Origin of the sequence: Pedobacter indicus, from assembly GCF_003449035.1 — a bacterium.
Taxonomy (GTDB): domain Bacteria; phylum Bacteroidota; class Bacteroidia; order Sphingobacteriales; family Sphingobacteriaceae; genus Albibacterium; species Albibacterium indicum.
Genome location: NZ_QRGB01000001.1, coordinates 1,971,727 through 1,995,405 on the forward strand (window position 1 = coordinate 1,971,727; position 23,679 = coordinate 1,995,405).

19 protein-coding genes and 1 riboswitch are annotated in these 23,679 nt (G+C 39.0%); of the genes, 10 read left to right on the forward strand and 9 right to left on the reverse strand.

Annotation, left to right across the window (positions count from 1 at the left end; genetic code table 11):
* Position 1 precedes the first annotated feature (1 nt).
* A complete protein-coding gene (locus tag D3P12_RS08900; RefSeq protein WP_118194741.1) occupies positions 2–748 on the forward strand; it encodes a menaquinone biosynthetic enzyme MqnA/MqnD family protein in 747 nt (248 codons plus the stop codon).
* Positions 749–784: 36 nt separating this feature from the next.
* Here the strand turns inward: D3P12_RS08900 and D3P12_RS08905 are convergent, their stop codons facing one another.
* The 6 genes from D3P12_RS08905 to D3P12_RS08930 form a co-directional block, all read right to left on the reverse strand.
* Positions 785–1,735 (reverse strand): aldo/keto reductase, encoded by a 951-nt coding sequence (locus tag D3P12_RS08905; RefSeq protein WP_118194743.1) that lies wholly within the window; start codon positions 1,733–1,735, stop codon positions 785–787.
* A 143-nt stretch (positions 1,736–1,878) separates the two neighbouring features.
* Positions 1,879–3,108 (reverse strand): MFS transporter, encoded by a 1,230-nt coding sequence (locus D3P12_RS08910; protein WP_118194745.1) that lies wholly within the window; start codon positions 3,106–3,108, stop codon positions 1,879–1,881.
* Positions 3,109–3,207: 99 nt separating this feature from the next.
* Positions 3,208–4,302 carry a chorismate synthase gene (aroC, locus tag D3P12_RS08915; RefSeq protein WP_118194747.1) on the reverse strand — a complete coding sequence of 365 codons (1,095 nt, stop codon included), beginning with the start codon at positions 4,300–4,302 and terminating at the stop codon, positions 3,208–3,210.
* Between the two features lie 42 nt (positions 4,303–4,344).
* On the reverse strand, positions 4,345–5,658 hold the full coding sequence (locus D3P12_RS08920; protein ID WP_118194749.1) for a 3-phosphoshikimate 1-carboxyvinyltransferase: 1,314 nt from the start codon (positions 5,656–5,658) through the stop codon (positions 4,345–4,347).
* Positions 5,659–6,765 (reverse strand): chorismate mutase, encoded by a 1,107-nt coding sequence (locus D3P12_RS08925; RefSeq protein WP_118194751.1) that lies wholly within the window; start codon positions 6,763–6,765, stop codon positions 5,659–5,661. It abuts the gene before it with no gap.
* A gap of 67 nt (positions 6,766–6,832) precedes the next feature.
* On the reverse strand, positions 6,833–7,660 hold the full coding sequence (locus tag D3P12_RS08930) for a prephenate dehydratase (protein WP_118194752.1): 828 nt from the start codon (positions 7,658–7,660) through the stop codon (positions 6,833–6,835).
* A gap of 319 nt (positions 7,661–7,979) precedes the next feature.
* Here D3P12_RS08930 and htpG point away from each other — a divergent pair, with 319 nt between their 5' ends.
* Positions 7,980–9,860: a molecular chaperone HtpG gene (gene htpG / locus D3P12_RS08935; RefSeq protein ID WP_118194754.1), complete on the forward strand. Its 1,881-nt coding sequence runs from the start codon at positions 7,980–7,982 to the stop codon at positions 9,858–9,860.
* 89 nt (positions 9,861–9,949) lie between these two features.
* Here the strand turns inward: htpG and D3P12_RS08940 are convergent, their stop codons facing one another.
* Positions 9,950–10,810 (reverse strand): sigma-70 family RNA polymerase sigma factor, encoded by an 861-nt coding sequence (locus tag D3P12_RS08940; protein WP_118194756.1) that lies wholly within the window; start codon positions 10,808–10,810, stop codon positions 9,950–9,952.
* Between the two features lie 350 nt (positions 10,811–11,160).
* On the opposite strand from D3P12_RS08940, the gene ypfJ reads away from it, so the two are divergent.
* On the forward strand, positions 11,161–12,024 hold the full coding sequence (gene ypfJ / locus D3P12_RS08945; RefSeq protein WP_118194758.1) for a KPN_02809 family neutral zinc metallopeptidase: 864 nt from the start codon (positions 11,161–11,163) through the stop codon (positions 12,022–12,024).
* A gap of 21 nt (positions 12,025–12,045) precedes the next feature.
* Here the strand turns inward: ypfJ and D3P12_RS08950 are convergent, their stop codons facing one another.
* Positions 12,046–12,888 (reverse strand): MBL fold metallo-hydrolase, encoded by an 843-nt coding sequence (locus tag D3P12_RS08950; RefSeq protein ID WP_118194760.1) that lies wholly within the window; start codon positions 12,886–12,888, stop codon positions 12,046–12,048.
* Between the two features lie 131 nt (positions 12,889–13,019).
* On the opposite strand from D3P12_RS08950, the gene pckA reads away from it, so the two are divergent.
* Genes pckA through rhuM form a run of 3 tightly spaced genes read left to right on the forward strand, consistent with a single transcriptional unit; the run spans position 13,020 to position 16,950 of the window.
* Positions 13,020–14,588 (forward strand): phosphoenolpyruvate carboxykinase (ATP), encoded by a 1,569-nt coding sequence (gene pckA / locus D3P12_RS08955; RefSeq protein WP_118194762.1) that lies wholly within the window; start codon positions 13,020–13,022, stop codon positions 14,586–14,588.
* A complete protein-coding gene (gene mnmE, locus D3P12_RS08960) occupies positions 14,585–15,943 on the forward strand; it encodes a tRNA uridine-5-carboxymethylaminomethyl(34) synthesis GTPase MnmE (RefSeq protein ID WP_118194764.1) in 1,359 nt (452 codons plus the stop codon). Before pckA ends, mnmE begins: the two co-directional genes overlap by 4 nt.
* A gap of 32 nt (positions 15,944–15,975) precedes the next feature.
* Entirely contained in the window at positions 15,976–16,950 is a 975-nt protein-coding gene (gene rhuM, locus D3P12_RS08965) for a RhuM family protein (protein WP_118194766.1), read from the forward strand.
* A gap of 172 nt (positions 16,951–17,122) precedes the next feature.
* Here the strand turns inward: rhuM and D3P12_RS08970 are convergent, their stop codons facing one another.
* Positions 17,123–17,419: a hypothetical protein gene (locus tag D3P12_RS08970; protein ID WP_118194767.1), complete on the reverse strand. Its 297-nt coding sequence runs from the start codon at positions 17,417–17,419 to the stop codon at positions 17,123–17,125.
* Positions 17,420–17,740: 321 nt separating this feature from the next.
* Positions 17,741–17,836: riboswitch (SAM-I-IV-variant riboswitch) on the forward strand.
* Positions 17,837–17,885: 49 nt separating this feature from the next.
* On the opposite strand from D3P12_RS08970, the gene D3P12_RS08975 reads away from it, so the two are divergent.
* The 4 genes from D3P12_RS08975 to D3P12_RS08990 all read left to right on the forward strand — a co-directional run bounded on the left by D3P12_RS08975 (position 17,886) and on the right by D3P12_RS08990 (position 23,652).
* Positions 17,886–18,128, forward strand: coding sequence for a hypothetical protein (locus D3P12_RS08975; RefSeq protein ID WP_118194770.1), 243 nt, complete (start codon positions 17,886–17,888; stop codon positions 18,126–18,128).
* A gap of 81 nt (positions 18,129–18,209) precedes the next feature.
* Positions 18,210–19,307, forward strand: a complete 1,098-nt coding sequence (locus D3P12_RS08980) for a Fic family protein (protein WP_118194772.1) — start codon at positions 18,210–18,212, stop codon at positions 19,305–19,307.
* A gap of 257 nt (positions 19,308–19,564) precedes the next feature.
* Positions 19,565–19,996 (forward strand): hypothetical protein, encoded by a 432-nt coding sequence (locus D3P12_RS08985; RefSeq protein ID WP_118194774.1) that lies wholly within the window; start codon positions 19,565–19,567, stop codon positions 19,994–19,996.
* Positions 19,993–23,652 (forward strand): DUF6079 family protein, encoded by a 3,660-nt coding sequence (locus tag D3P12_RS08990; protein ID WP_118194776.1) that lies wholly within the window; start codon positions 19,993–19,995, stop codon positions 23,650–23,652. The genes D3P12_RS08985 and D3P12_RS08990 overlap by 4 nt, the downstream gene beginning before the upstream one ends.
* Positions 23,653–23,679 lie beyond the last annotated feature (27 nt).

A 23,679-nucleotide genomic window follows, 5' to 3' on the forward strand; every position in this document is an offset into this window, starting at 1 on the left:
TATGTCAAATAAGATTAAAATTTCTGCGGTTTCTTACATGAATACCATCCCCTTTATGCGTGGGATTGAAGCTCATCCGGAATTGTTAGACTATGCTGAGATTGTAACTGATATTCCCTCCACCTGTGCACAGAAGCTGATAGATAATCGGGTGGATCTGGGTCTGGTTCCCGTTGCAGCCTTATTGCATGTTCCTGATTATCGTATTATCGGTGATTATTGCATTGGCTCTGTAGGTGCGGTAAACTCAGTGTTTATTTTTAGTAAGAAACCCGTTCACGAAATCCGTACGCTGCAGTTGGATTCGCATTCGCGTACCTCGAATAATTTAGCACGGGTTCTTCTTAAGAACTATTGGCAGGTTGAGGTGGAACTGGTTGAGGAGGATGCGGATGCGTATGTGCTGATTGGTGACCGGACTTTCGGTCGGGTCGGCACAGAACCCTACGCTTATGATTTAGGTGCGGAATGGATGAGGTTTACCGGATTGCCCTTTGCGTATGCGGTGTGGGCATCAAATAAAGAATTGCGTAGCGATTTTATTGCGGCTTTCAATGTGGCTTTGAGGGATGGTATTGAAGGACGGCAAGATTATATCCATGAAATTCCACCGGTAGAAAACTTTGATATTCAGAAATATTTGATGGAATCAATTGATTATGAACTTACTGCCGAAAAACGGGAAGCGATACAATTGTTTCACCGCTACATCCGAGAACTGGATGTAGCAGTGAAAAGCAGTTTGTAATTGTCAGACTGAGGCTACTCATGGATTGAATCTAGCTTAATAAGCGCTGGCTTCATCCAAGCGTGCCATGTCTTCTGAAGATAGTTCTAGATTAGCCGATTTAAGCAAATCTTCTAATTGTGTGGAAGTTGTTGCACTGGCTATCGGAGCAGTTACTTCTGGTTTATGCAACAACCAAGCGATAGCAACCGTGGCTTGTGCGACGCCATGTGCCGCGGAAACCTCGTCTAAAGTAGAAAGGATGCGTAGCCCTCTGTCATCAAGATATTTTTTGATACCCGGACCGCGTTGACTTTTGTTTAAGTCTGCTTCGCTGCGGTATTTTCCGCTTAAGAAACCGCTTGCCAATGCATAGTAATTCAGCACGGCTAGGTTATTTTCGCGTACCAGATCGCGATATTCCGTTTCAAATTTCTCTCTCTCATGGAGGTTGTACAGAGGCTGTATGGAAATGTAAGAAGCCCAATTGTTTGCTGCTGAAGCTTCGAGCGAACTTTTAATGCGCTCGGTGCTTAGGTTGGAAGTTCCGATATAACGTACTTTCCCTTCTTCAACTAGTTTGTTCAACGCTTCAAGGGTTTCTTCGACAGGGGTGTCTAAGTCGTCATAATGTGTTTGATATAAATCAATATGGTCTACTTGAAGGCGTTTAAGGGACGCCTCTACAGCTTTTCTCACGTAAGCGGCGCTTAAATCTTTTTTGCCTTGACCCATATCGCCACCCAATTTTGTTGCAATAATAACTTGGTTACGTTTTCCCGAATTTTTTAACCAGTTACCAATGATAGTTTCTGATTCCCCACCTTTGTTGCCCGGTACCCAGGTTGAATAGGTGTCGGCTGTATCGATCAAATCGAAACCATGGTCTACAAATTCATCTAAAATTTTAAAGGATGCTTGTTCATCGAGTGTCCATCCGAATACATTGGCTCCAAATGCAATGGGAGCTACCGTTAGATCGGAAGCTCCAAGGGTTCTTTTTTTCATATAGTATTTTTATTTGATGAGTACTAAATCTGTATTTCACTAAATTTACTAAAAAAAGAAGAGCCGGAACAATCGTTCTGAAAGCCTTACGTTTTGCAGACAAATCTCGACTAAGTTGCGGTTTCGTTTAAAGGCGTAACAGTTTAAGTCGGGCAGATCTCAGTCTTTGCAGGCGAGGAAGCTTGCAATGGTGTGATTTTATCAGCGGTGTTTTGTATTGCAGACTTGCGATTACGGAACATTCCGATAAGAACCCATGCGATGAGGGCTCCGATGAGCGCCATGCTTGCCCCAACCAATTGTGTTGATGTATAACCAAAACCGAATACTAGAGGCAGTCCACCTAAGAAAGCACCCAACGCATTTCCAATGTTAAAAGCGGCCTGACTAGTTGCTGCAGCAAGCATTTCGGATCCCTTTGCGTTGTTGATCATCAGCATCTGAATTGGCGCAGAGAGGGCAAAAGCTACAGCTCCGGTTACAAAAGTCATGATCAATGATAGTACCTGGTTATAGGATACAAAATGTACAATCAATAAGGAGGTCACCATGGTAAGCAGGAGGACAAAAGAGGCTTTTGCGGGTGATATTTTATCAGCTAGTTTCCCGCCAACAATATTACCTACCAACATACCCGTTCCTGCTAGGATAAGAATATAGGTCATAGAGTTAGCTGAAAAACCAGAAACTTCGGTCATAAGAGGCGCAATGTAGCTATACCAGGAAAACAGTCCACCTGTACCGATAGCAATCATCAAAATCATCAACCAGGATTCTCTGCGTTGAAAGAAATTCATTTGAGTTTTCAATGAGTTGGTTTTGTTAGCAGGTAAAGCCGGCATCCAATATCGAATAGCAACTAAAGTTATCAGACCGACTAGTACGATGACCGCAAAGGATAGCCTCCATGAATAGTGATGGCCAATATAGGTCCCCAAGGGCACACCAGCAATATTTGCTAAGGTAAGTCCGGCAAACATAATCGAAATCGCTTGAGCTTCTTTGCCTTTTGGAGCTAGGCGACTTGCAACAACGGAACCTACGCCGAAGAATGCACCATGCGGCAGACCTGCTAATAGACGGCTGATTAGAAGGCTGGTATATGATGGTGCGAACGCTGATAAGCCATTGAATATGGTAAATAATAGCATCAAGAATAAAAGAATATTCTTAGGTGGGTATTTGCCTGACAGGATAACAAGTAGGGGTGCCCCAATCACTACTCCTAATGCGTAAGAAGAAATAAGATGTCCGGCCTCGGGGATTGTGATTCTTAAATCACTGGCAATGTCAGGTAGTAGACCCATCATAACGAATTCGGTAATACCGATTCCCAAGCCTCCTAACATCAATGCATATAAACTTTTTTTCATAAAAAATGCTTAGTGTAATTAAAACACTAAGCAAAGGTACATACAAAATCCTGAATACAAATGTTGTCCGAGAAAAATTACAATAAAATAATAAAAACTTTATTTGTATACTTTATTTCTAAGTAGTTGATCAGCAATTACTAAGGCAGCCATAGCCTCCACGATGATGACCGCGCGGGGTACAACACAGGGATCATGGCGGCCTTTTCCGACGATATCCACCTCGTTGCCTCTATCATCGATCGTTTTCTGTTTTTTCATGATGGTGGCGACAGGTTTAAAGGCTACATTAAACGTAATGTCCATTCCGTTTGAGATTCCACCTTGGATACCTCCGGAGAAATTTGTCAGTGTTCGCAATGAATTGCAAGAATGTTGTGGATTGATGAAGATGTCATTGTGTTCCGAACCTCTCATTTTAGAGCCTTCAAAACCGGAACCATATTCGAAGCCGTGTACAGCATTGATGCTAAGCATGGCTTTGCCCAGTTCAGCATGGAGCTTATCGAATACAGGTTCACCCAACCCCACTGGGATACCTTGGATTACAGTTGAAACTCGTCCGCCAACGGTGTCGCCGTCCTTTTTTACTTCGGCAATGAAACGTTCCATCTCTTTGGCTGTTGCGGGATCAGCACAGCGCACGATATTGCTTTCGCGAACTTCAACGAGCTTCGGTATGATGTCAGAATCCAGATTAGGAGCTTCGATGGTGCCTACTGCGGATACATGCGCAAAAATCTCAATGTTGTACTGTCTTAAAAGAAGTTTGGCTATGGCGCCAGCAGCAACACGAGCGGCAGTTTCTCGAGCAGATGAGCGACCGCCACCACGATAATCACGGATTCCATATTTCATCTGATAAGTATAGTCTGCATGGGAAGGACGGTATTTATCTTGAATATGTGAATAGTCTTTCGAGCGTTGATCTTCATTTGGGATTAAGATCATAATGGGTGTGCCAGTTGTTTTTCCATCCATTACGCCTGAAAGGATTTCAAAGGTATCGCTTTCTTTTCGTTGCGTTGTGATTTTTGATTGTCCCGGCTTACGTTTATCCAATTCACTTTGAATAAACTCCAGATCTAACTCTAGGTTGGGAGGGCAGCCATCGATGATTACCCCGATCGCTTTTCCATGTGATTCGCCGAAAGTGGTAATATTAAATACTTTGCCAAATGAATTTCCTGCCATGTATTGATTGTTAATGCTTAGATGATTGTTAGTGTCTAGGTGTTAATCGATTTTAAATCCCACTTTTTGAAGATGTTTCCAGAATAAGGGATATGACTTTTCAACGACGTTGGGTTCTTCAATAACGACATCATTCATTACCAACGCCAAAGGAGCGAAAGCCATTGCCATTCGATGATCTTCGTAAGTACTGAAAGTTACCTGATCTGGGTTGTGTTTTTTGCTGCAATCCAAACGGTACTTACCTGGTTCTTCTTCAAAGAGCCGTACGCCAAATTTAGCCAATTCGTTCTGCAATGCGGCAATCCGATCGGTTTCTTTTATCTTCAAAGTTTCTAATCCGGTAAAGGATATCTCATGGTTGAGGGCAGCACAGCAGACGATGACTGTTTGCGCCAGGTCAGGACATCTAATAAAATTATAACAGTCCTTTACATTATTCGACTCTATTTTGGTGAGTTTTAGTCCGTCGTCCGTAAAGACCGATAAAACACCAAAATCTAGCATGATGTCCTTGATCGCCTGATCGCCCTGTAAGCTAGAAGCTTTTAATCCGGGTAACAACAGATCCCCTTTCTCGGCAAGTGCCAATATGGAGTACCAATAGGAAGCCGCACTCCAGTCTGGCTCAATCGACAGTGTGCTGATTTTAGCCTGTTGAGGCAGAATTGTTAGTTGGTTGTCTGTCCATTGGTGCTGGATACCAGCCTCTTCTAGCATATTTAAGGTCATTTCAACATACGGAACAGATGTCAGTTCCCCATCGATCGTTAGCTCCAAACCCTCCGGTAAAGAACTGGCTATTAAAAGCAAAGCTGAAATATACTGACTGCTTACGTTTCCTTGTATGCTGACTTTCCTTGTTTTTTGTGTAAGGGGACCGACAATATGAAGGGGAGGGTAGCCTGTATTTCCGTCAAAGCTTATGTTTGCACCTAAGGCCGTCATGGCGTCGCTTAAGATTCCGATAGGTCGCTGTTTCATACGCTCACTTCCGGTTAGCAGAAACTCACCTCGGTGCAGGGGTGTATAGGCTGTTAAAAACCGCATTGCTGTTCCCGCAGGGCCGATATCGATGACTTGCAGATTTTGCGCTGATGCTTCAGTTTTTTCAGTGTTCTGAGGAGCTGAGTTGCTACTAAAGTCTCCACTATGCTGAAGCGTAGCAATCTTTTCCAGCGCAGCAGCTAGTGTGACAGTATCTGCTGCCTCGGAAAGATTGTGGATGCTAACCTGTTCAGGGTTCAGGGCTCGGATAATCAATGCCCGGTTGCTTTCACTTTTGGACCCGGTTAATTGGATAACTTCCCTCACCTCTTTGCTAGGGTGTGATAATCGAATTGCTGTTTGTTCCATTTACGCCTCAACAGAAGTTTTGGTGTTCATGATTTCATTTTGTTTACGGATCGATTCATTGTGAATCAGTTCCAAGAGTTTTACTGTGAACTCTTTATCTAGTTTCAGTGCTGATGCGATAGCGGTTCTTTTTTCAACAATCTCATCCCATCGACTAACTTGTAAGATGGTAACACTATTATCTCTTTTAAACTCACCGATTTTCTCTACGATTTTCATACGCTCACCGATCTTTTGGATGATCAAATCATCTAAAGCGTCGATGTCTTTCCGCAATACAGCAAGTTGATCTTCGAAAACTGGATTGTCAGAGTCTGCTTTACGAAGTGCCAGACGATCCACCAATTCAGCAAGAGCCGCTGGAGTTACCTGTTGTTTGGCATCTGTCCATGCCACCGATGGATCTAAGTGAGATTCAATCATCAATCCTTGCATATCCAAGTCTAAGGCTTTCTGTGAGATGTAAGGGATCAGCTCACGGTTTCCACAAATATGACTTGGATCGTTAATGATTGGTAATTCCGGTGCAACCGTTTTTAATTGGATTGCTAAATCCCACATTGGCTCATTACGGAATGAGGTTTTTTCGAATGACGAGAATCCACGATGGATCGCTCCTAATTTTTTGATTCCTGCACGGTTAATACGCTCCAATGCACCGATCCACAAGGATAGGTCTGGGTTAACTGGGTTTTTCACCAATACGGGTACATCTGCACCTTGCAGAGCGTCCGCGATTTCCTGTACAGTAAACGGATTTGCTGTACTACGCGCACCTACCCACAGAATGTCTACACCAGCTGCTAGAGCTTCTTCTACGTGTTTAGCTGTAGCAACCTCGATTGCAGTGGGCAATCCGGTTTCTTCTTTCGCACGTTTCAACCACTCGAGTCCGATACTTCCGATTCCCTCGAATTCTCCCGGACGGGTACGCGGTTTCCAGATTCCGGCACGCAAGACTGATACTTTTCCAGTAGCTGCCAAAAGTTTAGCAGTAGCTAATAATTGTTCTTCTGTTTCCGCACTACACGGACCCGAAATGATTAGCGGCTCTTTGCCAGTATCTAACCAGGAATTTAAAGGGACGATGTCTAAATTAAGTTTCATTTTTCTAGGGTTTACTTAATGAATGATGTTGTTAATTATTTGAATGTTATTGTTTACTTGATTTGTTTTATACCTTGTCATTTTTCTCGTATTCGCCGAGAATGTTAAAATTCACTGTGCGTTTTAGAGTCTTGCGGATAGCTTTTTCGTATTCTGCTAAGGTCTTCCATTCCAGATCCACATGGAAAATATATTCGTTCCGTCTGCCTAGTACCGGCATCGACTGAATTTTGCTAAGATTAATGTTGTTCTCTGCAAAGTAGTTTAAGATTTTTGCCAGTGAGCCGATTGAGTTGTCGGTTTGGAAGGAGATCGATGCCTTGTTTGCTTTTGGGTTTTCGGTTGCTACAGGTGCTAGAATTAAAAAACGAGTGTAATTTTTCTTATTGGTTTCAATACGGCGGTCTAGTATCTCTAAGCCGTAAAGTTTAGCCGCAAGGTTGTTAGCAACCGCTGCTGTGTTTGTTAATTTGTTGTCAGCGATTTTTTTAGCGCAAGCTGCCGTGTCCATCCCTTCGCTTACTTTTAAATGAGGATGCTCGTCAAAGAAATCACCACATTGCCTTAAGGCTATTGGGTGTGATTCTACGAACTTGATATCTTCTAGCTTAACGCCCGGCAGCGCTAACAAATGCAGTTGGATGTTCAGGTAAGTTTCGCCGATAATAGCGAAACGGTACTCCTGAAGTAAATTGTAATTGGGGAGTAAACTTCCAGCTATAGAATTTTCAATGGCCATTACTACATAATCAGCTTTTTTATGTTTCAAAGCTTCACATGTTGCTTTAAAAGAATCACATTCGACGGTTTCAATGTCTTCGCCAAAATGTTTGAATGCGGCCTCTTCGTGGAAAGAACCTCTGATTCCTTGGATAGCTATTCGTTGTTTGTTCATTCTTATAGTCAAAAAAAAAGTCCCGGTGTTCACCGAGACTTTTTATACATTTCTTTTATTATATATGCATATCAATCCCGGTTCTTGTTACTAAAGAAGTAAAAGAAGAAACCAAAATACCAATATGCGTTCATTTGTTTCATTGTATTGCCAAATGTACAAAAGAATTTCATTTTCACAATGAAATTTATAAAAAATAATTTAAGTGTCAGTTGTTCTGTCAGTCTGACCGATAAAAATGGCTTGGAACATTAGTTGATTATAGATGATCAAACTCTATTACAACACAAAATTATAAGTTATAAGTACATATAAGTTTATGAAAGAAAAAGGTAATATTTCCATTCACACCGAGAATATCTTTCCGGTGATCAAAAAATTCTTGTATTCAGATAATGAAATTTTTCTACGTGAGCTCGTTTCCAATGCGGTGGATGCCACACAAAAGCTAAAACGTCTTTCCAGCTTAGGGAAAATTGATGGTGATATTGGCGATACGACCATTGAGGTTTCATTTGATGAAAAAGCGAAAACGATAACGATTTCTGATCGCGGTATTGGTATGACCGCTGAAGAGGTGAAAAAGTATATCAACCAAATCGCTTTTTCAGGCGCGGAGGAGTTCGTTGAAAAATTCAAAGAAGCTAAGGATGCAAATGAGATCATCGGTCGTTTCGGTTTGGGTTTCTATTCTGCATTTATGGTTGCAGATACAGTTGAAATTCAAACCCTGTCGTATCAAGAAGGAGCAGAACCTGTTCGCTGGGAATGTGACGGGAGTACAACATTTGAAATTTCTGATGGTAACAGAACTGACCGCGGTACAGACATTATCTTGCATATTAACTCCGATTCTGAAGAGTTCTTAGACAAATCTAGAATTCAAACCATTCTGGATAAATATGGTAAGTTTCTTCCTGTGCCTATCAAATTCGGAACAAAAACTAATTCGGAGCCTGACGGGGAAGATGAAGAAGGTAAACCAAAATATAAATCTGTTGAGGTTGATAATATTATTAATAATACCGATCCCGCATGGATCAAGTCACCTTCTGAATTAACAGATGAAGATTACTTAGCATTTTACCGTGAGCTTTATCCTTTCAGTGAAGATCCCTTGTTCTGGATCCATCTTAATGTAGATTATCCGTTCAACCTAACTGGTATTCTTTATTTCCCGAAAATCAAGAACGATTTAGATATTCAAAAGAACAAAATCAAATTGTTCTCAAGACAGGTATTTATTACCGACGAGGTAAAGGATATTGTACCCGAGTTCTTGATGTTGCTTCATGGAGTTATCGATTCACCGGATATCCCGTTAAACGTGTCTCGTAGTTTCTTGCAGGCAGATAGCAACGTTAAGAAAATTAACAATCACATCACGAAGAAGGTTGCCGATAAGTTGAATGAGCTTTTTAAGACCGATCGTAAAAGCTTCCAGGAAAAATGGAATGACATTGGTGTGTTTGTAAAGTATGGCATGCTGACTGATGACAAGTTCGCTGAAAAAGCAAACGATTTTTGCTTATTAAAGAATGTGGATGATGAGTACTTTACTTTAAAAGAGTATGCTGAAAAAGTGAAAGACATCCAGGCGGACAAGGAAGGGCAGGTTGTTTATCTATATAGTAATGATCCTGCAAACCAAGATAGCTTTATATCTGCAGCCAAAGCAAAAGGTTACGATGTTCTTAATTTCGACTCTCCGTTAGATAATCATTTTGTAGGTTTCTTAGAGCAGAAGCTTGAAAAGACCTCCCTGAAGCGTGTTGATTCAGATGTGATTGATAAATTGATTAATAAGGAAGAAGATCATAAGTTGGTTTTGAGTGAGGAGGAAAGCAATTCGGTGAAATCGCTTTTTGAAAAAACGATCAATAAAGAAACATACCAAGTGCATGTAGAGCCTTTGGCTGAAGATGCTTTGCCTGTGACGGTTACCATGGATGAGTTCATGCGTCGGATGAAAGATATGGCTCAGAATGGTGGTGGGATGGGCTTTTATGGCAGCCTGCCAGATAGTTATAAAGTGACAGTAAACGGAAATCACCCTTTGATAAAACGTATTTTAGAAGAAGATGATACTAACAAAGAGAACTTGGCAAAACAAGCTTTTGATTTAGCGTTATTGAGTAGAGGTTTATTAACAGGAGCAGAGCTTACTAACTTTGTTAAACGTAGTATCAACCTGATCTAAATCTAAACGATACGTAATATTTAAAAAGGGAGGCTAGCAATTTTGCTAGCCTCCCTTTTTAAATAAACAACTTAAAGCAGTAACTACACTTACCCCAAGTAGGTTTTTAATATTTTGCTTCTTGACGTATGGCGGAGACGCTGAAGTGCTTTATCTTTAATTTGGCGCACGCGCTCACGTGTAAGGCTAAATTTCTCCCCAATTTCCTCAAGGGAGAGGGGGTGATTGGAGCCCAGGCCAAAGAAAAGTACAATAATCTCACGTTCACGATCAGTCAAGGTAGCCAATGATCTTCTGATCTCCTCTGAAAGAGACTCGTCGATTAGCGTATTATCCGTATTCGGATCATTGTTTTCCAATACGTCCAGTAACGTGTTTTCCTCACCCTGTACAAAAGGTGCATCCATTGAGACATGGCGACCTGAATTACTCAAGGTATCGGAAATTTTATCAACTGTTGTCTCTAGCATATCAGCTAATTCTTCTGGTGAAGGCTCGCGTTCGTAGTCTTGCTCCAGTTTTGAAAAAGCTTTGCTGATTTTACTTAACGACCCAACCTGATTTAAAGGTAAACGTACGATACGTGATTGTTCAGCAATGGCTTGTAGGATTGATTGTCTAATCCACCATACTGCATAGGAAATAAATTTAAACCCTTTGGTTTCGTCAAATCGTTTTGCGGCTTTGATTAAGCCTAAGTTTCCCTCGTTAATTAGGTCTCCGAGGGTGAGACCCTGATTCTGGTACTGTTTCGCTACTGATACTACGAAACGTAAATTCGTTTTGGTTAAACGTTCTAATGCGGCTTGATCGCCTTCTCTGATTTTTTGAGCAAGAATTACTTCTTCCTCAGCCGTAATAAGGTCAACCTTTCCAATTTCGTGAAGATACTTGTCAAGTGACTGTGACTCACGATTGGTGATTGATTGCGTAATTTTAAGTTGTCTCATTAAATAATTTTAAAGTACTCCTTGATGGTGCAAAAGTTTGCAAAAATAAGAAAATTATATAGTAATAACGATAAAATGGGATAAAAGTTCTGTGATAATGAGGTATTTATCAGCTTTTACCGTCAGTCCTGCTACAGCAAAAAATGTTCCAAAATATCCTTGTGTCAGTTGTGTTCTCTTTCTTATCAGAAAAATGATTTTTCCATGATAAATTAGGCATATCTTTTGTGTTTAAACTGATGTAATTCTAATGTATAGAATATTTTTATTTTAAAAGACTATTTTTAACAGAGTTTAATCTGTTGTCAGGTTAATTGATAAAATTTTAACGCTAACAAAAATTAAAACCTATGAAATGGCAAGGTCGTAGAAGAAGTTCAAATATGGAAGATCGTCGGGGTATGTCTGGCGGGAAAATGTTGTTAGGAGGTGGAGTGATCGGTATCGTTGTGCTGCTTGTTCAGATGTTTACAGGTACAGATCTATCGCAGGTAATCCCGCCTGAGATGACTCAGGGCGGATCTCAGGGAACTGAACGAACTGTTGAGCTTACCGAAGAGGAAAAGCAAATGGGTGAGTTCGTTTCCGTCGTGCTCGCAGATACAGAAGATATCTGGGCGAAAATCTTTCAGGAAAACGGTTTGACCTATCAGAATCCCCAATTGGTATTATTCAGCGATGCTGTTCAAACTGGTTGTGGCGGAGCGAGTGCGGCATCAGGCCCGTTTTATTGTCCTGCAGATCAGACGGTCTACATGGATCTTGTGTTTTTTGATGAGCTGCAATCTCGGTTTGGTGCAAAGGGCGGTGATTTCGCTATAGCTTATGTTATTGCACACGAGGTTGGTCACCACGTTCAGAATCTTTTAGGTGTTAGCGGTAAGACCCAACAGGCTATGCAGAGCAGCAGTGCTGCTGATGCCAACCGTCTTTCCGTTGCTCTGGAATTGCAGGCCGATTTTTACGCTGGCGTGTGGACTCACTACAACCAAGAGTTAAACGATGCTTTAGAGCCCGGTGATATTGAAGAAGCACTTAGCGCTGCTAATGCCGTAGGGGATGATACCATTCAGGAACGCATGCAGGGTAGTGCCAATCAAGAAACCTTTACGCACGGAACCTCGGAACAGCGAATGCAATGGTTTACCAAAGGTTATAAATCGGGTGATGTAAACCAAGGAAACACGTTTCAGGAGTTAGGGCTTTCTAGATAGTTGTCTATCAAGAAATGGCGCTTATAAAATAGACTCCAACGTAAACGTATCTTTCAAGCGGACACCTTTTTCTGTGTGCTGAAGAGTACAGCATTCATGTATAGGGTCATGCTCCAGAAAACAAATGATATCGTTGTCTGCAATTTCATTCCAGTAGGTTTTGCGCTCTTCTAACGTCTTCATCGGGAACATGTCGTAAGCCATTACGTAAGGTAGAGGGATATGTCCCACTGAAGGCAGCAAATCTGCCATGTACAAGATTGTCTTGTCTTTATATTGAATTTGGGGCATCATCATCGCATCGGTATGACCAAAGGCAAAGCGGATAGAGATGTTTTTATTCAGAACCCCCACACTTTTATCCTCCACAAATTTTAGTCGCCCGCTCTCCTGAATGGGTAAGATGTTTTCCTTCAAGAAAGAAGCCTTTTCTCGGTCGTTCGGCTCCGTCGCCCATTTCCAATGTTGCGCATTGCTCCAATAGTGAGCATTTTTAAAAGCAGGGACAAGTTGATCTCCTTCACGAACGATAGCCCCTCCAACATGGTCAAAATGCAAATGGGTCAGAAAAACATCTGTGATATCATCTCTCGAGAAACCATGCTTTGCCAAGGACTTATCGAGCGTGTGTTCCCCGTGAATATAATAGTGACTGAAAAACTTTTCACTTTGTTTATCACCCAAGCCCGTATCTATGAGAATTAACTGATCTCCATCCTCAATCAGCAAAAGTCGCATCGCCCAAGTACATAGGTTATTCTCGTCCGCTGGATTCGTGCGGCTCCATAGCACTTTAGGCACCACACCAAACATTGCTCCTCCGTCCAATTTAAAAAGTTCCGTATCAATACTGTATAAATTCATAGATATATTTAAAGGTTCAATGCGAAGATAATGAAATACTTATCGATAGACTAGGTTATTTGATTAATAAAATGGTAAATTTGACCCGAAAAATGTAACCAATTTTATTAATTTATTAAAAAAACGATTGTATGTTGCCAAATTTGTCCTACTTGCAGATCCATGCAGGCAATAAAGTCAATTATCAACTCACTGTTCCTGAACTTGTAGAAGAGGCCATAAAAAAAGGCGAGGGTTATTTAGTTGAGTCAGGTGCACTCACAGCAGACACAGGTCACTTTACGGGTCGGTCGCCCAAAGACCGTTTCATTGTCGAAGACGATATTACCCGCGATGCCGTGTGGTGGGGAGATATTAATCAGCCGATTTCTACTGACATTTTCAATAAGCTTTATACGAAAGTTGCCGCGCATCTCAGCAAAGAGGAGATCTACGTACGTGACGTCTTTGCCTGTACAGCGCCTGAGCATCAAATCAGTATCCGGGTGATCACAGAAACTGCTTATCAGAACATTTTTGCTGACAATATATTCGTTCGCTCTGACAAGGTGAGCGCCGATAAGAGACCCGAATGGTCTATCCTTGCTGCCCCAACTTTTCAAGCCGAACCTGTTATTGACGGTGTTCCAAGCGCTAATTTCGTTATTATTAGTTTTACGGAAAAAATCATTCTTATTGCTGGCACTGGCTATACTGGCGAAATAAAAAAAGGAATCTTTAGTGTTCTTAATTTTCTCTTGCCCCATAATAAAAAGGTTCTATCCATGCATTGTTCGGCAAATACCAATGTCAACAACGAAACAGCACTTTTCTTTGGCTTATCTGGTACCGGGAAAACGACTCTTTCTTCAGACGCCGGTCGCCATCTGATTGGCGACGATGAACACGGATGGAGCGATGAAGGTATTTTTAATTTCGAAGGAGGATGTTATGCTAAGTGTGTTAATCTTGAGGCAGAAAAAGAACCTGAAATATACAATGCCATTCGCTTTGGATCTCTGTTGGAAAACATCAATTGCTTTCCCGGTACACGTGTTCCTGATTACAAAGATACAAGCAAAACCGAAAACACACGTGTAACCTACCCAATCGATTACATCGAAGGGGCGGTTAAGCAAAAAATATCGGCCACACCGAAGAATATATTTTTTCTCACTGCCGATGCCTTTGGTGTCATACCACCCATTTCCAAATTGACAACCAAGGAGGCTATGTATCATTTCATTTCCGGTTATACCGCTAAAGTAGCTGGAACCGAAGTAGGTATTACCGAGCCGAAGATGGTATTCTCTGCCTGTTTCGGAGAGGCATTTATTCCATTGCACCCAACCAAATATGCTGAACTACTAGGTGAGAGAATTGAAAAAGACAACATCAATGTCTGGTTAGTGAATACAGGTTGGGTAGCAGGGCCTTATGGTGTTGGCCGGCGCATCCAGTTACGTTATACCCGAGCAATGATTCGAGCCGCGATGGCGGGTGAACTGAACGATTCGGAATACCAAAGACATCCTATTTTTGGTTTGCAGTTTCCGACGACTTGTCCAGGTGTACCTTCAGATCTACTCAATCCCGCTAAAACCTGGTCATGCCAGCAAGCCTACGAGGAACAAGCTAATAAACTCGCTAAGGCTTTTGACGAGAACTTTAAAAAATACGAAAGTGGGGTAAACTTAAATACCCTATCTTTGCGTGTATGAACGCAAAGCAAACCATTGTAGCATTATCAACACCCTCAGGTAGCGGCGCATTGGGCGTTATACGCTTATCCGGTCCTGAGGCTGTTGACATTGCCAATTCTGTTTTTAAAGGCAAAGATCTTCGCAAGCAAGCTAGTCACACACTCCATTTTGGACTTGTTATGGATGGTGAGTCCATTCTCGACGAGGTCGTTATTGGTATCTTTCTCGCTCCAAAGTCATATACCAAAGAAAACGTAATTGAAATCAGTTGCCATGGTTCCAGCTATATTATCCAACGCATTATTGCATTGCTTATTGAAAACGGAGCTCGCGCAGCCAAGCCTGGCGAATTTACTTTGCAAGCATTTTTAAACGGAGCGTTTGATCTCAGCAAAGCAGAAGCAGTAGCGGACCTGATAGCTTCCAATTCCAGAGCCTCACATGATGTTGCTATGCAGCAAATGAGAGGAGGTTTTGCCAATGAACTTCAGGGACTGAGAGAGCAGCTCGTTCATTTTGCGTCGATGATTGAGCTTGAGTTAGACTTTGCAGAAGAGGATGTTGAGTTTGCCAATCGCGAACAATTAAGGGAGCTTATCCTTCAGATCAATCGCGTCATTACCAAACTTATTTCCTCTTTTGAATTGGGGAACGTTATCAAAAACGGTATCCCAATTGTCATCGCCGGAAAACCCAATGTCGGGAAGTCAACCCTGCTTAATTCCCTTCTTAATGAAGAACGGGCTATTGTGTCTGACATAGCCGGTACTACGCGAGATACCATAGAAGATGAGATTAATATCGGTGGTGTTGTTTTCCGTTTCATTGATACCGCCGGTATCCGCGAAACTGCAGACCTGATTGAAGCCAAAGGAGTTGAACGTACGCTGGAAAAGATGAAACAAGCTAAGCTCATTATTTATATGACCGATGCCACACAAGATTTTAGTGACATTGCACAACAAGTAAAAGGGCTTGATAACCAAGACATACCATATATTGTTTTAGTCAATAAAGCTGAATTGCTGACAGCAGAGCAAAAAGAACACTTAAAGGAACTGCCTGTTCACTTTATTTCAGCCAGAGAGCATGTTGGCGTTGAAGAGCTCAAAGAAAGCCTTTTGGAAACCGTGAATGTTAGCGGAATAGATACCAACGAAACCATCCTTACCAATATACGCCACGTCGAAGCTCTCAAAAGTACCGAGGCATCTTTAAATCGTGTATTGGAAAATATCGATAACCCCATCACATCAGACTTCCTTGCCATGGACATCAAGCAAGCACTGCATTATTTAGGTGAGATTGTAGGGGAGGTGACCACCGATGACTTGCTTGAAAACATCTTTTCGAAGTTCTGTATCGGCAAATAAACGAGAAACTATTTGTGACTGAATTTTAAGTAATGAAGAACCAGATTGAAATATATCAAGCCAAGGATGGTCAAACACAGATTGAAGTAACCTTTGAGAAAGATACTGTGTGGCTTAGCCAACAGCAGATGTCTGTATTGTTTAACCAGACTAAGCAGAATATAAGCTTACATATTAATAATTGTTTTAAAGAAGGGGAGTTGGCAAGGAATACAACTGTCAAGAAATCCTTGACAGTTCAAACGGAAGGAACTAGACAGGTGAAGCGTGCCATAGAGCATTATAATCTCGACGTAATTATTTCAGTTGGCTACCGTGTGAAATCCCAACAAGGTACCCAATTCCGTCAATGGGCAACCCAGCGATTAAAAGATTATCTTGTACAAGGCTATGTCATCAACGAAAAACGTTTAGCTCAGAAGCAGCAAGAGGTTCAGACTCTTAAAGATGGTATCCGTATATTGAGTCGTGCGATCGAGGGAAAAATAGGAGAGATTGAATTGGATTGGCTGGAGCATTTTGCCAAAGGATTGGAGTTGTTGGATGATTATGACCATGAGCAGTTGGATGGTAAGGGGTTGACCACACGTTCAGCTAATTACCCCGAATCAGCCGATTACGAAAAGATAATCGATACGATGAGAGTGGACTTTGATTCTGCAATCTTTGGTAAAGAGAAAGATGGTAGTTTTCAGAGTGCTATCGCGCAAATTTCAAAAGGATTCGGCGAAGAAGATTTCTATCCATCCATTGAGGAAAAGGCAGCCACGTTATTATATTTGATTGTCAAAAACCATGGTTTTGTCGATGGGAATAAACGGATAGCAGCAGCCTGTTTCCTGCTTTTCTTAGAGAAGAATGATTTGCTATATGCTCAAGACCAGAAGCCTATTATAAGCAACGAAGCCTTGGCCAGTCTTACTTTGTTTGTTGCTTCCAGTAAACCCGAAGAAATGGAAACCGTAAAGAAACTTATTATTAGTGTGCTCAATCGAAATCAGAAGTAATAAGCTGTACGCCATTTGTACACCTTTATCTTTGTAATTAATTGATTTATAGTGTGTTTTTACTTTTTGTATCGGAAAGTAGTTGCATATTACTGGATATAACTAGATATTAGTAAATAAATATAAAGCATTGAAGATGAATTATTTTCAATGCTTTATTGTTTGTAATGCATTAGTTTTGAAACGATGCATTTTTAATGGTTTTGTACGTGGTTTGTATTTTTTGATTTCGCCACGTACCCACAACCTTTCGGCAAATATAGTTGCCACAGATACATTTTTCATCTGTCAGTTCATATGGAAGATTAACGTATAGACTATTGGTAATAGGTGCATCGGGGAAATCTGCTTTTATTTTTTCTATCTGATCCCCTCTTTCATAGGCTATGATAATACGCTTAACGATTTGCTGATCAATGTATTTTAATGCGATGCTGTCGTAGGGATAATAAAAGTTTTCTTGTGCCATTTTGGATTATAATTCGAAAAATAAAAAAGGCGTGAAACTAAAATCATGTCCTTAACTGTGGTCTGCGACAACCAAACAACCAGACAGACTTAGCCCACGCCCATTATGAGGCACGGGCGTAAGTCTATCCTTTGGTGGTTGTTTAAGTGAAGGTCGCAGTTTCAGTTAAACCACAAGGATAGCTTACGCGATTTCGTTTAATAAATTATTAGTGTAAAGATAAGGAAAATTGAGTGATTTAATTGATATGTAGCAGTCAATCACTGTCAATTTTAGCGCGATTTTTGCTTCAAATAATTAATTTCTATCTTTAGGACATAATTCAATCATCAAGAGTACAATTATGTACACCAACCGAGTTTAACCAACCACGGTGGTCAATCGATGAGGGCTGTTCAGTCAAAATTTTGGTCACTCCCTTAGTCTTTATGATTGATACTATTTAATAATTTAAAGTATCAAAACAATGAAAAATTTAATTGAAAAATTTGAATCTGAATTAGCAACGCTATCAGATGAGCAATTAGTAGCGCGTTTTAATCGTGAGGTTGGTAATCGTGGATGGGTGAGCGCCCGTGCCTATTTTCTTGAGGCGTTAAGAAATCAGTTTGAAAATCGTGGAATAGATTATTCTTTTGTCAAGAATGAAAGTGGTGGTTTTAATCTTAATGCTAAAGTGATTCTTAGGGAGGGTAAATTAATTTTTTAGTTCTATTGAGCCGATTATTCCCTTTAATCGGCTCAAATTTTTGTTATATTTGAGTTGAATGTTTATTTAAATCGGCTCAATATGTATAATTGGCAATATAAAGACTGGCCTAATTTTAGGTTTACGCTTGAAAGTCTACAAACGATCTCCATTTCTTTTGCTGAAGAGTTGGGGGTGGTAAATGGTTTAATTACAGGTTTGAATGATGATTTGAAGCAGGAAACTATTATTGAGATTCTTATTTCTGAAGCAATTAAATCCTCTGAAATTGAAGGAGAATATATGAGCCGTATCGATATGATGTCCTCCATCAAACGTAATTTAGGTTTGCGATCAGATATTAAAGTTACGGATAAACGTGTAGCGGGTATGGCAAGATTAATGACCGAGGTTCGAGAGTCATACCTTAATGATTTGTCTCTTGACATGATTTTGAACTGGCATAAAATTTTGATGGAATCATTTTTGACGATAAATGCGGGACAATGGCGTGAGGGATCAGAACCTATGCAAGTTGTTTCTGGAGCTTATGGACGTGAAGTGGTGCATTATGAAGCGCCTCCTTCAGAAATTGTAGCTCAAGAAATGCAGACTTTTATACATTGGTTTAGTAATGATAATTTAAGTCATTTAGATAAGATCAGTAAAGCCATCGTCAAATCAGCTATCGTACATCTATATTTTGAAAGTATTCATCCTTTTGAGGATGGTAATGGTAGAATCGGTAGAGCATTAGCCGAATATACATTGTCACACACATTGCAAAGTCCAGTATTGTTGTCGATATCCAAAGTTATAGAAAAGGATAAGAATCAATACTATGACGCTTTGAAAGCTGCACAATCTACATTGGATATTACAGATTGGATCCTTTATTTCGGAAAGGTAATTTTAACAGCTCAAATAGAAGCAAAGCAGTTGGTTGAATTTACGGTGAAGAAGGTTAAGTATTTTGATAGTTTCAAGCAATTATTGAACGAAAGACAACAGAAAGTGATTAATCGCATGTTCGATGCTGGTGTTGAGGGTTTTCAAGGCGGCATGACTGCAAAAAAATATATGGCTATCGCTAAAACTTCTAAAGCTTCAGCAACGCGTGATTTACAACATTTGAATGAAATAGGTGCATTGCAAGTTTTAGGAGCAGGGCGTTCAGTTCGATATGAATTAGTTTTTTAAGTTTGAAAAAACCTGTTTATGATTAATCTGGTGAAAATAGACTTTGGCTTTAACGATTTGATTACTAATACATAAAGATAGTTATTAGTAAATAAAAACGGTTTATTACGGTTTCCCGTATTTGTAATTTGTTATTATTATTGATTTTTATTGATTACTATTCCTTAATATGATTATTTTAGACTACATTAATTTAATGTGCCTTTATAATATTATTTAATCAAATATTTGAATTTTAACATTTCCAATTAATTTCCATGATTGACTGTAAAGATAAAATAGTTAGTTTTCTTAATTTGATTCCACGCAACAGACTGATTATAAGTACTGATTTTTTTGATACGGAAAAGGTAAATTGGATGAATATAGGAAAATTATTAGCACACGAATTAGGTAATACGGATAAGAGTAAAATAGTTTTCAGAATTAATCAATTACTTGATGATGTTATTGTGAAAAACAAAATTCAACATAAGGAGTTCGGTGAAACAATTGCAATTGAAAATATCGGATTACTCCTTGAACCTGAATTGAAATTTAACGTAGAAAAATTTTTATCAGATTACTCTCAAAATAATACCTTGATTTTAAAATGGGAAGGAGAGATTGATACCAATCAACTTTACTTCTTAACAAAAAATGATAACCATAAAATAGACTTAAATAACATAAGCCACATCGTGATATGAAATACAATGAACTAATTAGTTTTGAACCCATAACTGAAGTTGTTAAGTTCAACAGAACTAATGAATCAGTATACCAGCAGAATCTTGTAAAAACATTTGTTTTTTCATCTACTTTCAAAGATATCCTAATTCCTTTAATGGTACGTAATCTCGACTTGGAATATACAGAAGAAAGTTTCGGTTTACAAGTGGTAGGTAACTACGGTACCGGTAAATCACATACCATGTCTTTAGTTTCTTTGATTGCTGAAGATGAATCCTTAGTAGAATTGGTACAAGACGAAAAAGCTAAAAACGAACTAAAAAAGATTGCAGGTAAATTTAATGTTCTACGATTCGAATTAGGACATACGATTTCCTTATGGGAGATTGTAACATACAAATTAGAAGAGTATTTAGAGTCGATAGGAGTACCATTTTCATTTGAGAGTCTTGGTGCTAAATCATTTTTAGAAAAGCTTCAGTTGATGATGGCAGAATACGAAGAGAAGTATCCAAATAAAGGGCTTCTTATCGTAATAGATGAAATGCTAGCCTACCTTAAAGGTCGTTCTGGCTCTCAAGATCTAAATCAAGACTTAGCGGTTCTTCAAGCGTTAGGGCAAGCTTGTGATAAATCAAAATTTAAATTCATTTTCGGGGTACAAGAAATGATTTATCATTCTCCTGAGTTTCAATTTCAATCTGAAATGTTACAAAAGGTAAATGATCGATACAAAGATATTTTGATTACAAAAGATGATGTGTCTTTTATCGTAAAAAATCGTTTATTACGTAAAGACGAACATCAAAAACAAAAGATTAAGAAACATCTTGATAAATTTTTACCATTCTTTACGGATATGCATGCCCGTACAGAACATTATATTGATTTGTTCCCTGTACATCCAAGTTATTTCGAAAATTTCGAAAAAATTAGAATTGGTAAAAGTCAACGTGAAATTTTAAAAACATTATCCAATCAATTCAAAGATTTATTAGATCAAGAGATACCATCAGATAATCCTGGTTTATTAACGTATGATCAATACTGGAAAGATATATCGAATGATCAATCAATGATGTCTGAACCAGATATCAGAAAAGTGAAGGAAGTAACCGATACAGTTTACGATAAAATCGAGACCTACTTCACTGGGGTTAGAAGTTCTAAAAAAGATATTGCGACAAGAATTACCAATGCTTGTGCCATTAAAATTATTCAGCACGAATTACAAAAACAAAACGGTACCAATACTGAATTATTGGTAGATGATTTATGCTTAACAGATAAAAATGCTTTTGATAGAGATTTCCTAATCGATATTATTGATTCTGCTGCAAATCAAATCATTACAGCAACTTCTGGTCAATATTTTGATAAAAATAATGACAATGGTGAATTTCACCTAAGAATTGAAGGAGGAATAAATTTCGATCAGAAAATCAAAGATTATGCAGCGACAATGTCTGATAATCAAAAGGATGAATACTTCTTTAAATTCTTAGAAGTAAACCTTCCACTTGATTATGATACCTACAGAACGGGGTTTAAAATTTGGTCTCATGCCATCGAATGGCAGTCGCATAAAATCTATCGCGAAGGATACATCTTCTTTGGTAATCCAAATGAGAAATCAACGACACATCCGCGCCAACATTTCTATATGTATTTTATGCCAATTTTTGATGATACTAAAAAAATCAAAAATAACGAAGAGGATGAAATCTATTTTACTTTCGATAATATTTCGAAAGAATTCAAAGACTACATCACTTTATATGGCGCAGCTTTAGCATTAGAAGTAAGAGCAGATAGTTCGCAAAAACCGATTTATCGTCAAAAAATTGATGAGTTAAATAAAAAAGCGAGAGATATTTTTAACCAAGAGTTCGTTCAAATTACGCAAGTAGAATATCAAGGAAAAGAGTTACCACTTAATGGCTTTCCATTACCAGGACAAGGTGCTTCTAAAGAGCAAATTTTTTCTACGGTGGCTTCTATTGTATTTGAACCTTGGTTCAACGATGAAAGACCTAACTTTCCTAAGTTTAGTCAATTAAATACGCCAATAACAAAAGACAATTACGATAAATTAATAAAGCAGGCTTTAACTAAAATAGCCAATCCAGAACAATTAAATAGAGATGGGGAAGGTGTTTTAGCAGGTCTTGGTTTATGGGTGCCGGGTCGTTTAGATTATAGCCATTCGCCTTATGCTCAATCTATCGTAAAGTTATTAAAAGATAAAGGAGACGATAAAGTTTTAAACCGTGATGAAATCATCGAATATGTTGATAAAAGTGTTGATTTATGGCTTTCAAAAGATTTTAAAATCGAAGCTGAATTAGAATTTGTGGTCTTAGCTACTTTAGCAGCTTTAGGCGAATTAGAAATTACATTACATTCTGGCAAAGTAATCAACTCGACAAATTTAAACGATTTAAAAAGCATTCAAAAAGAAGATTTCTGGAGCTTTACCCACGTAAAAAGACCAAAAGGTTTAAATCTTGCAGCAATTAAAGAAATGTTCATTGGGATTGTAGGACGAGATTTAAGCGGTCATTTAAGTGATCCATCAACGTACACTCATTTAGTACAAGCATCTTCTGAATTAGCGAAAAAAACCGTTGCTTTATTAAGTAAAATTCAGAATGGGTATGTATATAAAGGTATTGAAATCATAAGTCAAGAACAAGCTTCTAAATACCGTCAAAACTTTACAGCATTCAGTGGTTTCTGTGACAAATTGGCGACTTATACTTCTGAAGCCAAAATGAAGAATTTTGCTTTTACTACAGAAGATATAGCACGCTTAATGCCTTATAAGGAGAAAGTCCTTGAGGTACAAAAGTTATTAAATCAAATCAATGATTTGGATCAAGAAGTATCTTATGTACAACAAGCCAAGCAATACATTACAGAGGAAAGTTTAAAGAACGAAGTAAACGAGCATTTAAATAAATTGCCTCAGATTGTTCAAGAAAATGACAAAGCAACTTTAGTACAATACAAACAAGAGCTTTCTACTTTAAAAGAAAAGTATGCCAATTGGTATTTAGAGCAGTATTTAAAATGTAGAATCAGTCAAAGAGAACATACCGAAAAAATAGCCATTTTAGATGCGGATGAACATGCTATCGTTCAAATCTTAAAAGAGGCAGATTATATTTCATCTTCTCCATACCTGAAGTGGATAGAGCAGATCAATAAATTGCAAGTTGCAGATGCCAAAGTTAATAAAGAAGCTGTGCTGAATGTCCCCTTCCATGATTTCAATCCGCATGAGTACATCAATTTTAAAGAGACATCAGTAAAGCAATTGAAACAAGAACTATCGGATATTCTTGAACAATGGAATCAATCGCTATTGGAAATTTTAGAAGATCCGATGGTGAAAAAGAAAATCAGTTTATTGGATGAATCGGAACAAGAGATTCTAAACCAATTCAAATCAGGTGCGGTACAACTTTCAAAATCCAATGCGTTAAGAATCCGCAATGCCATCACCAATTTGCATAAAGGTTTAGAAAAAGTTGAAATCGGTTACGATGAATTAAAATCTTCTTTTACAAAACCATTAACGCCAGATGAAGCCATCGAAAAGTTCAAAGCTTATGTGGATGGTCTTGCAAAAGGGAAAGAGAGAGATAAAATCAGAATCATCATGAAGTAAAATTCACTTTAAAATGAATTTTACTTG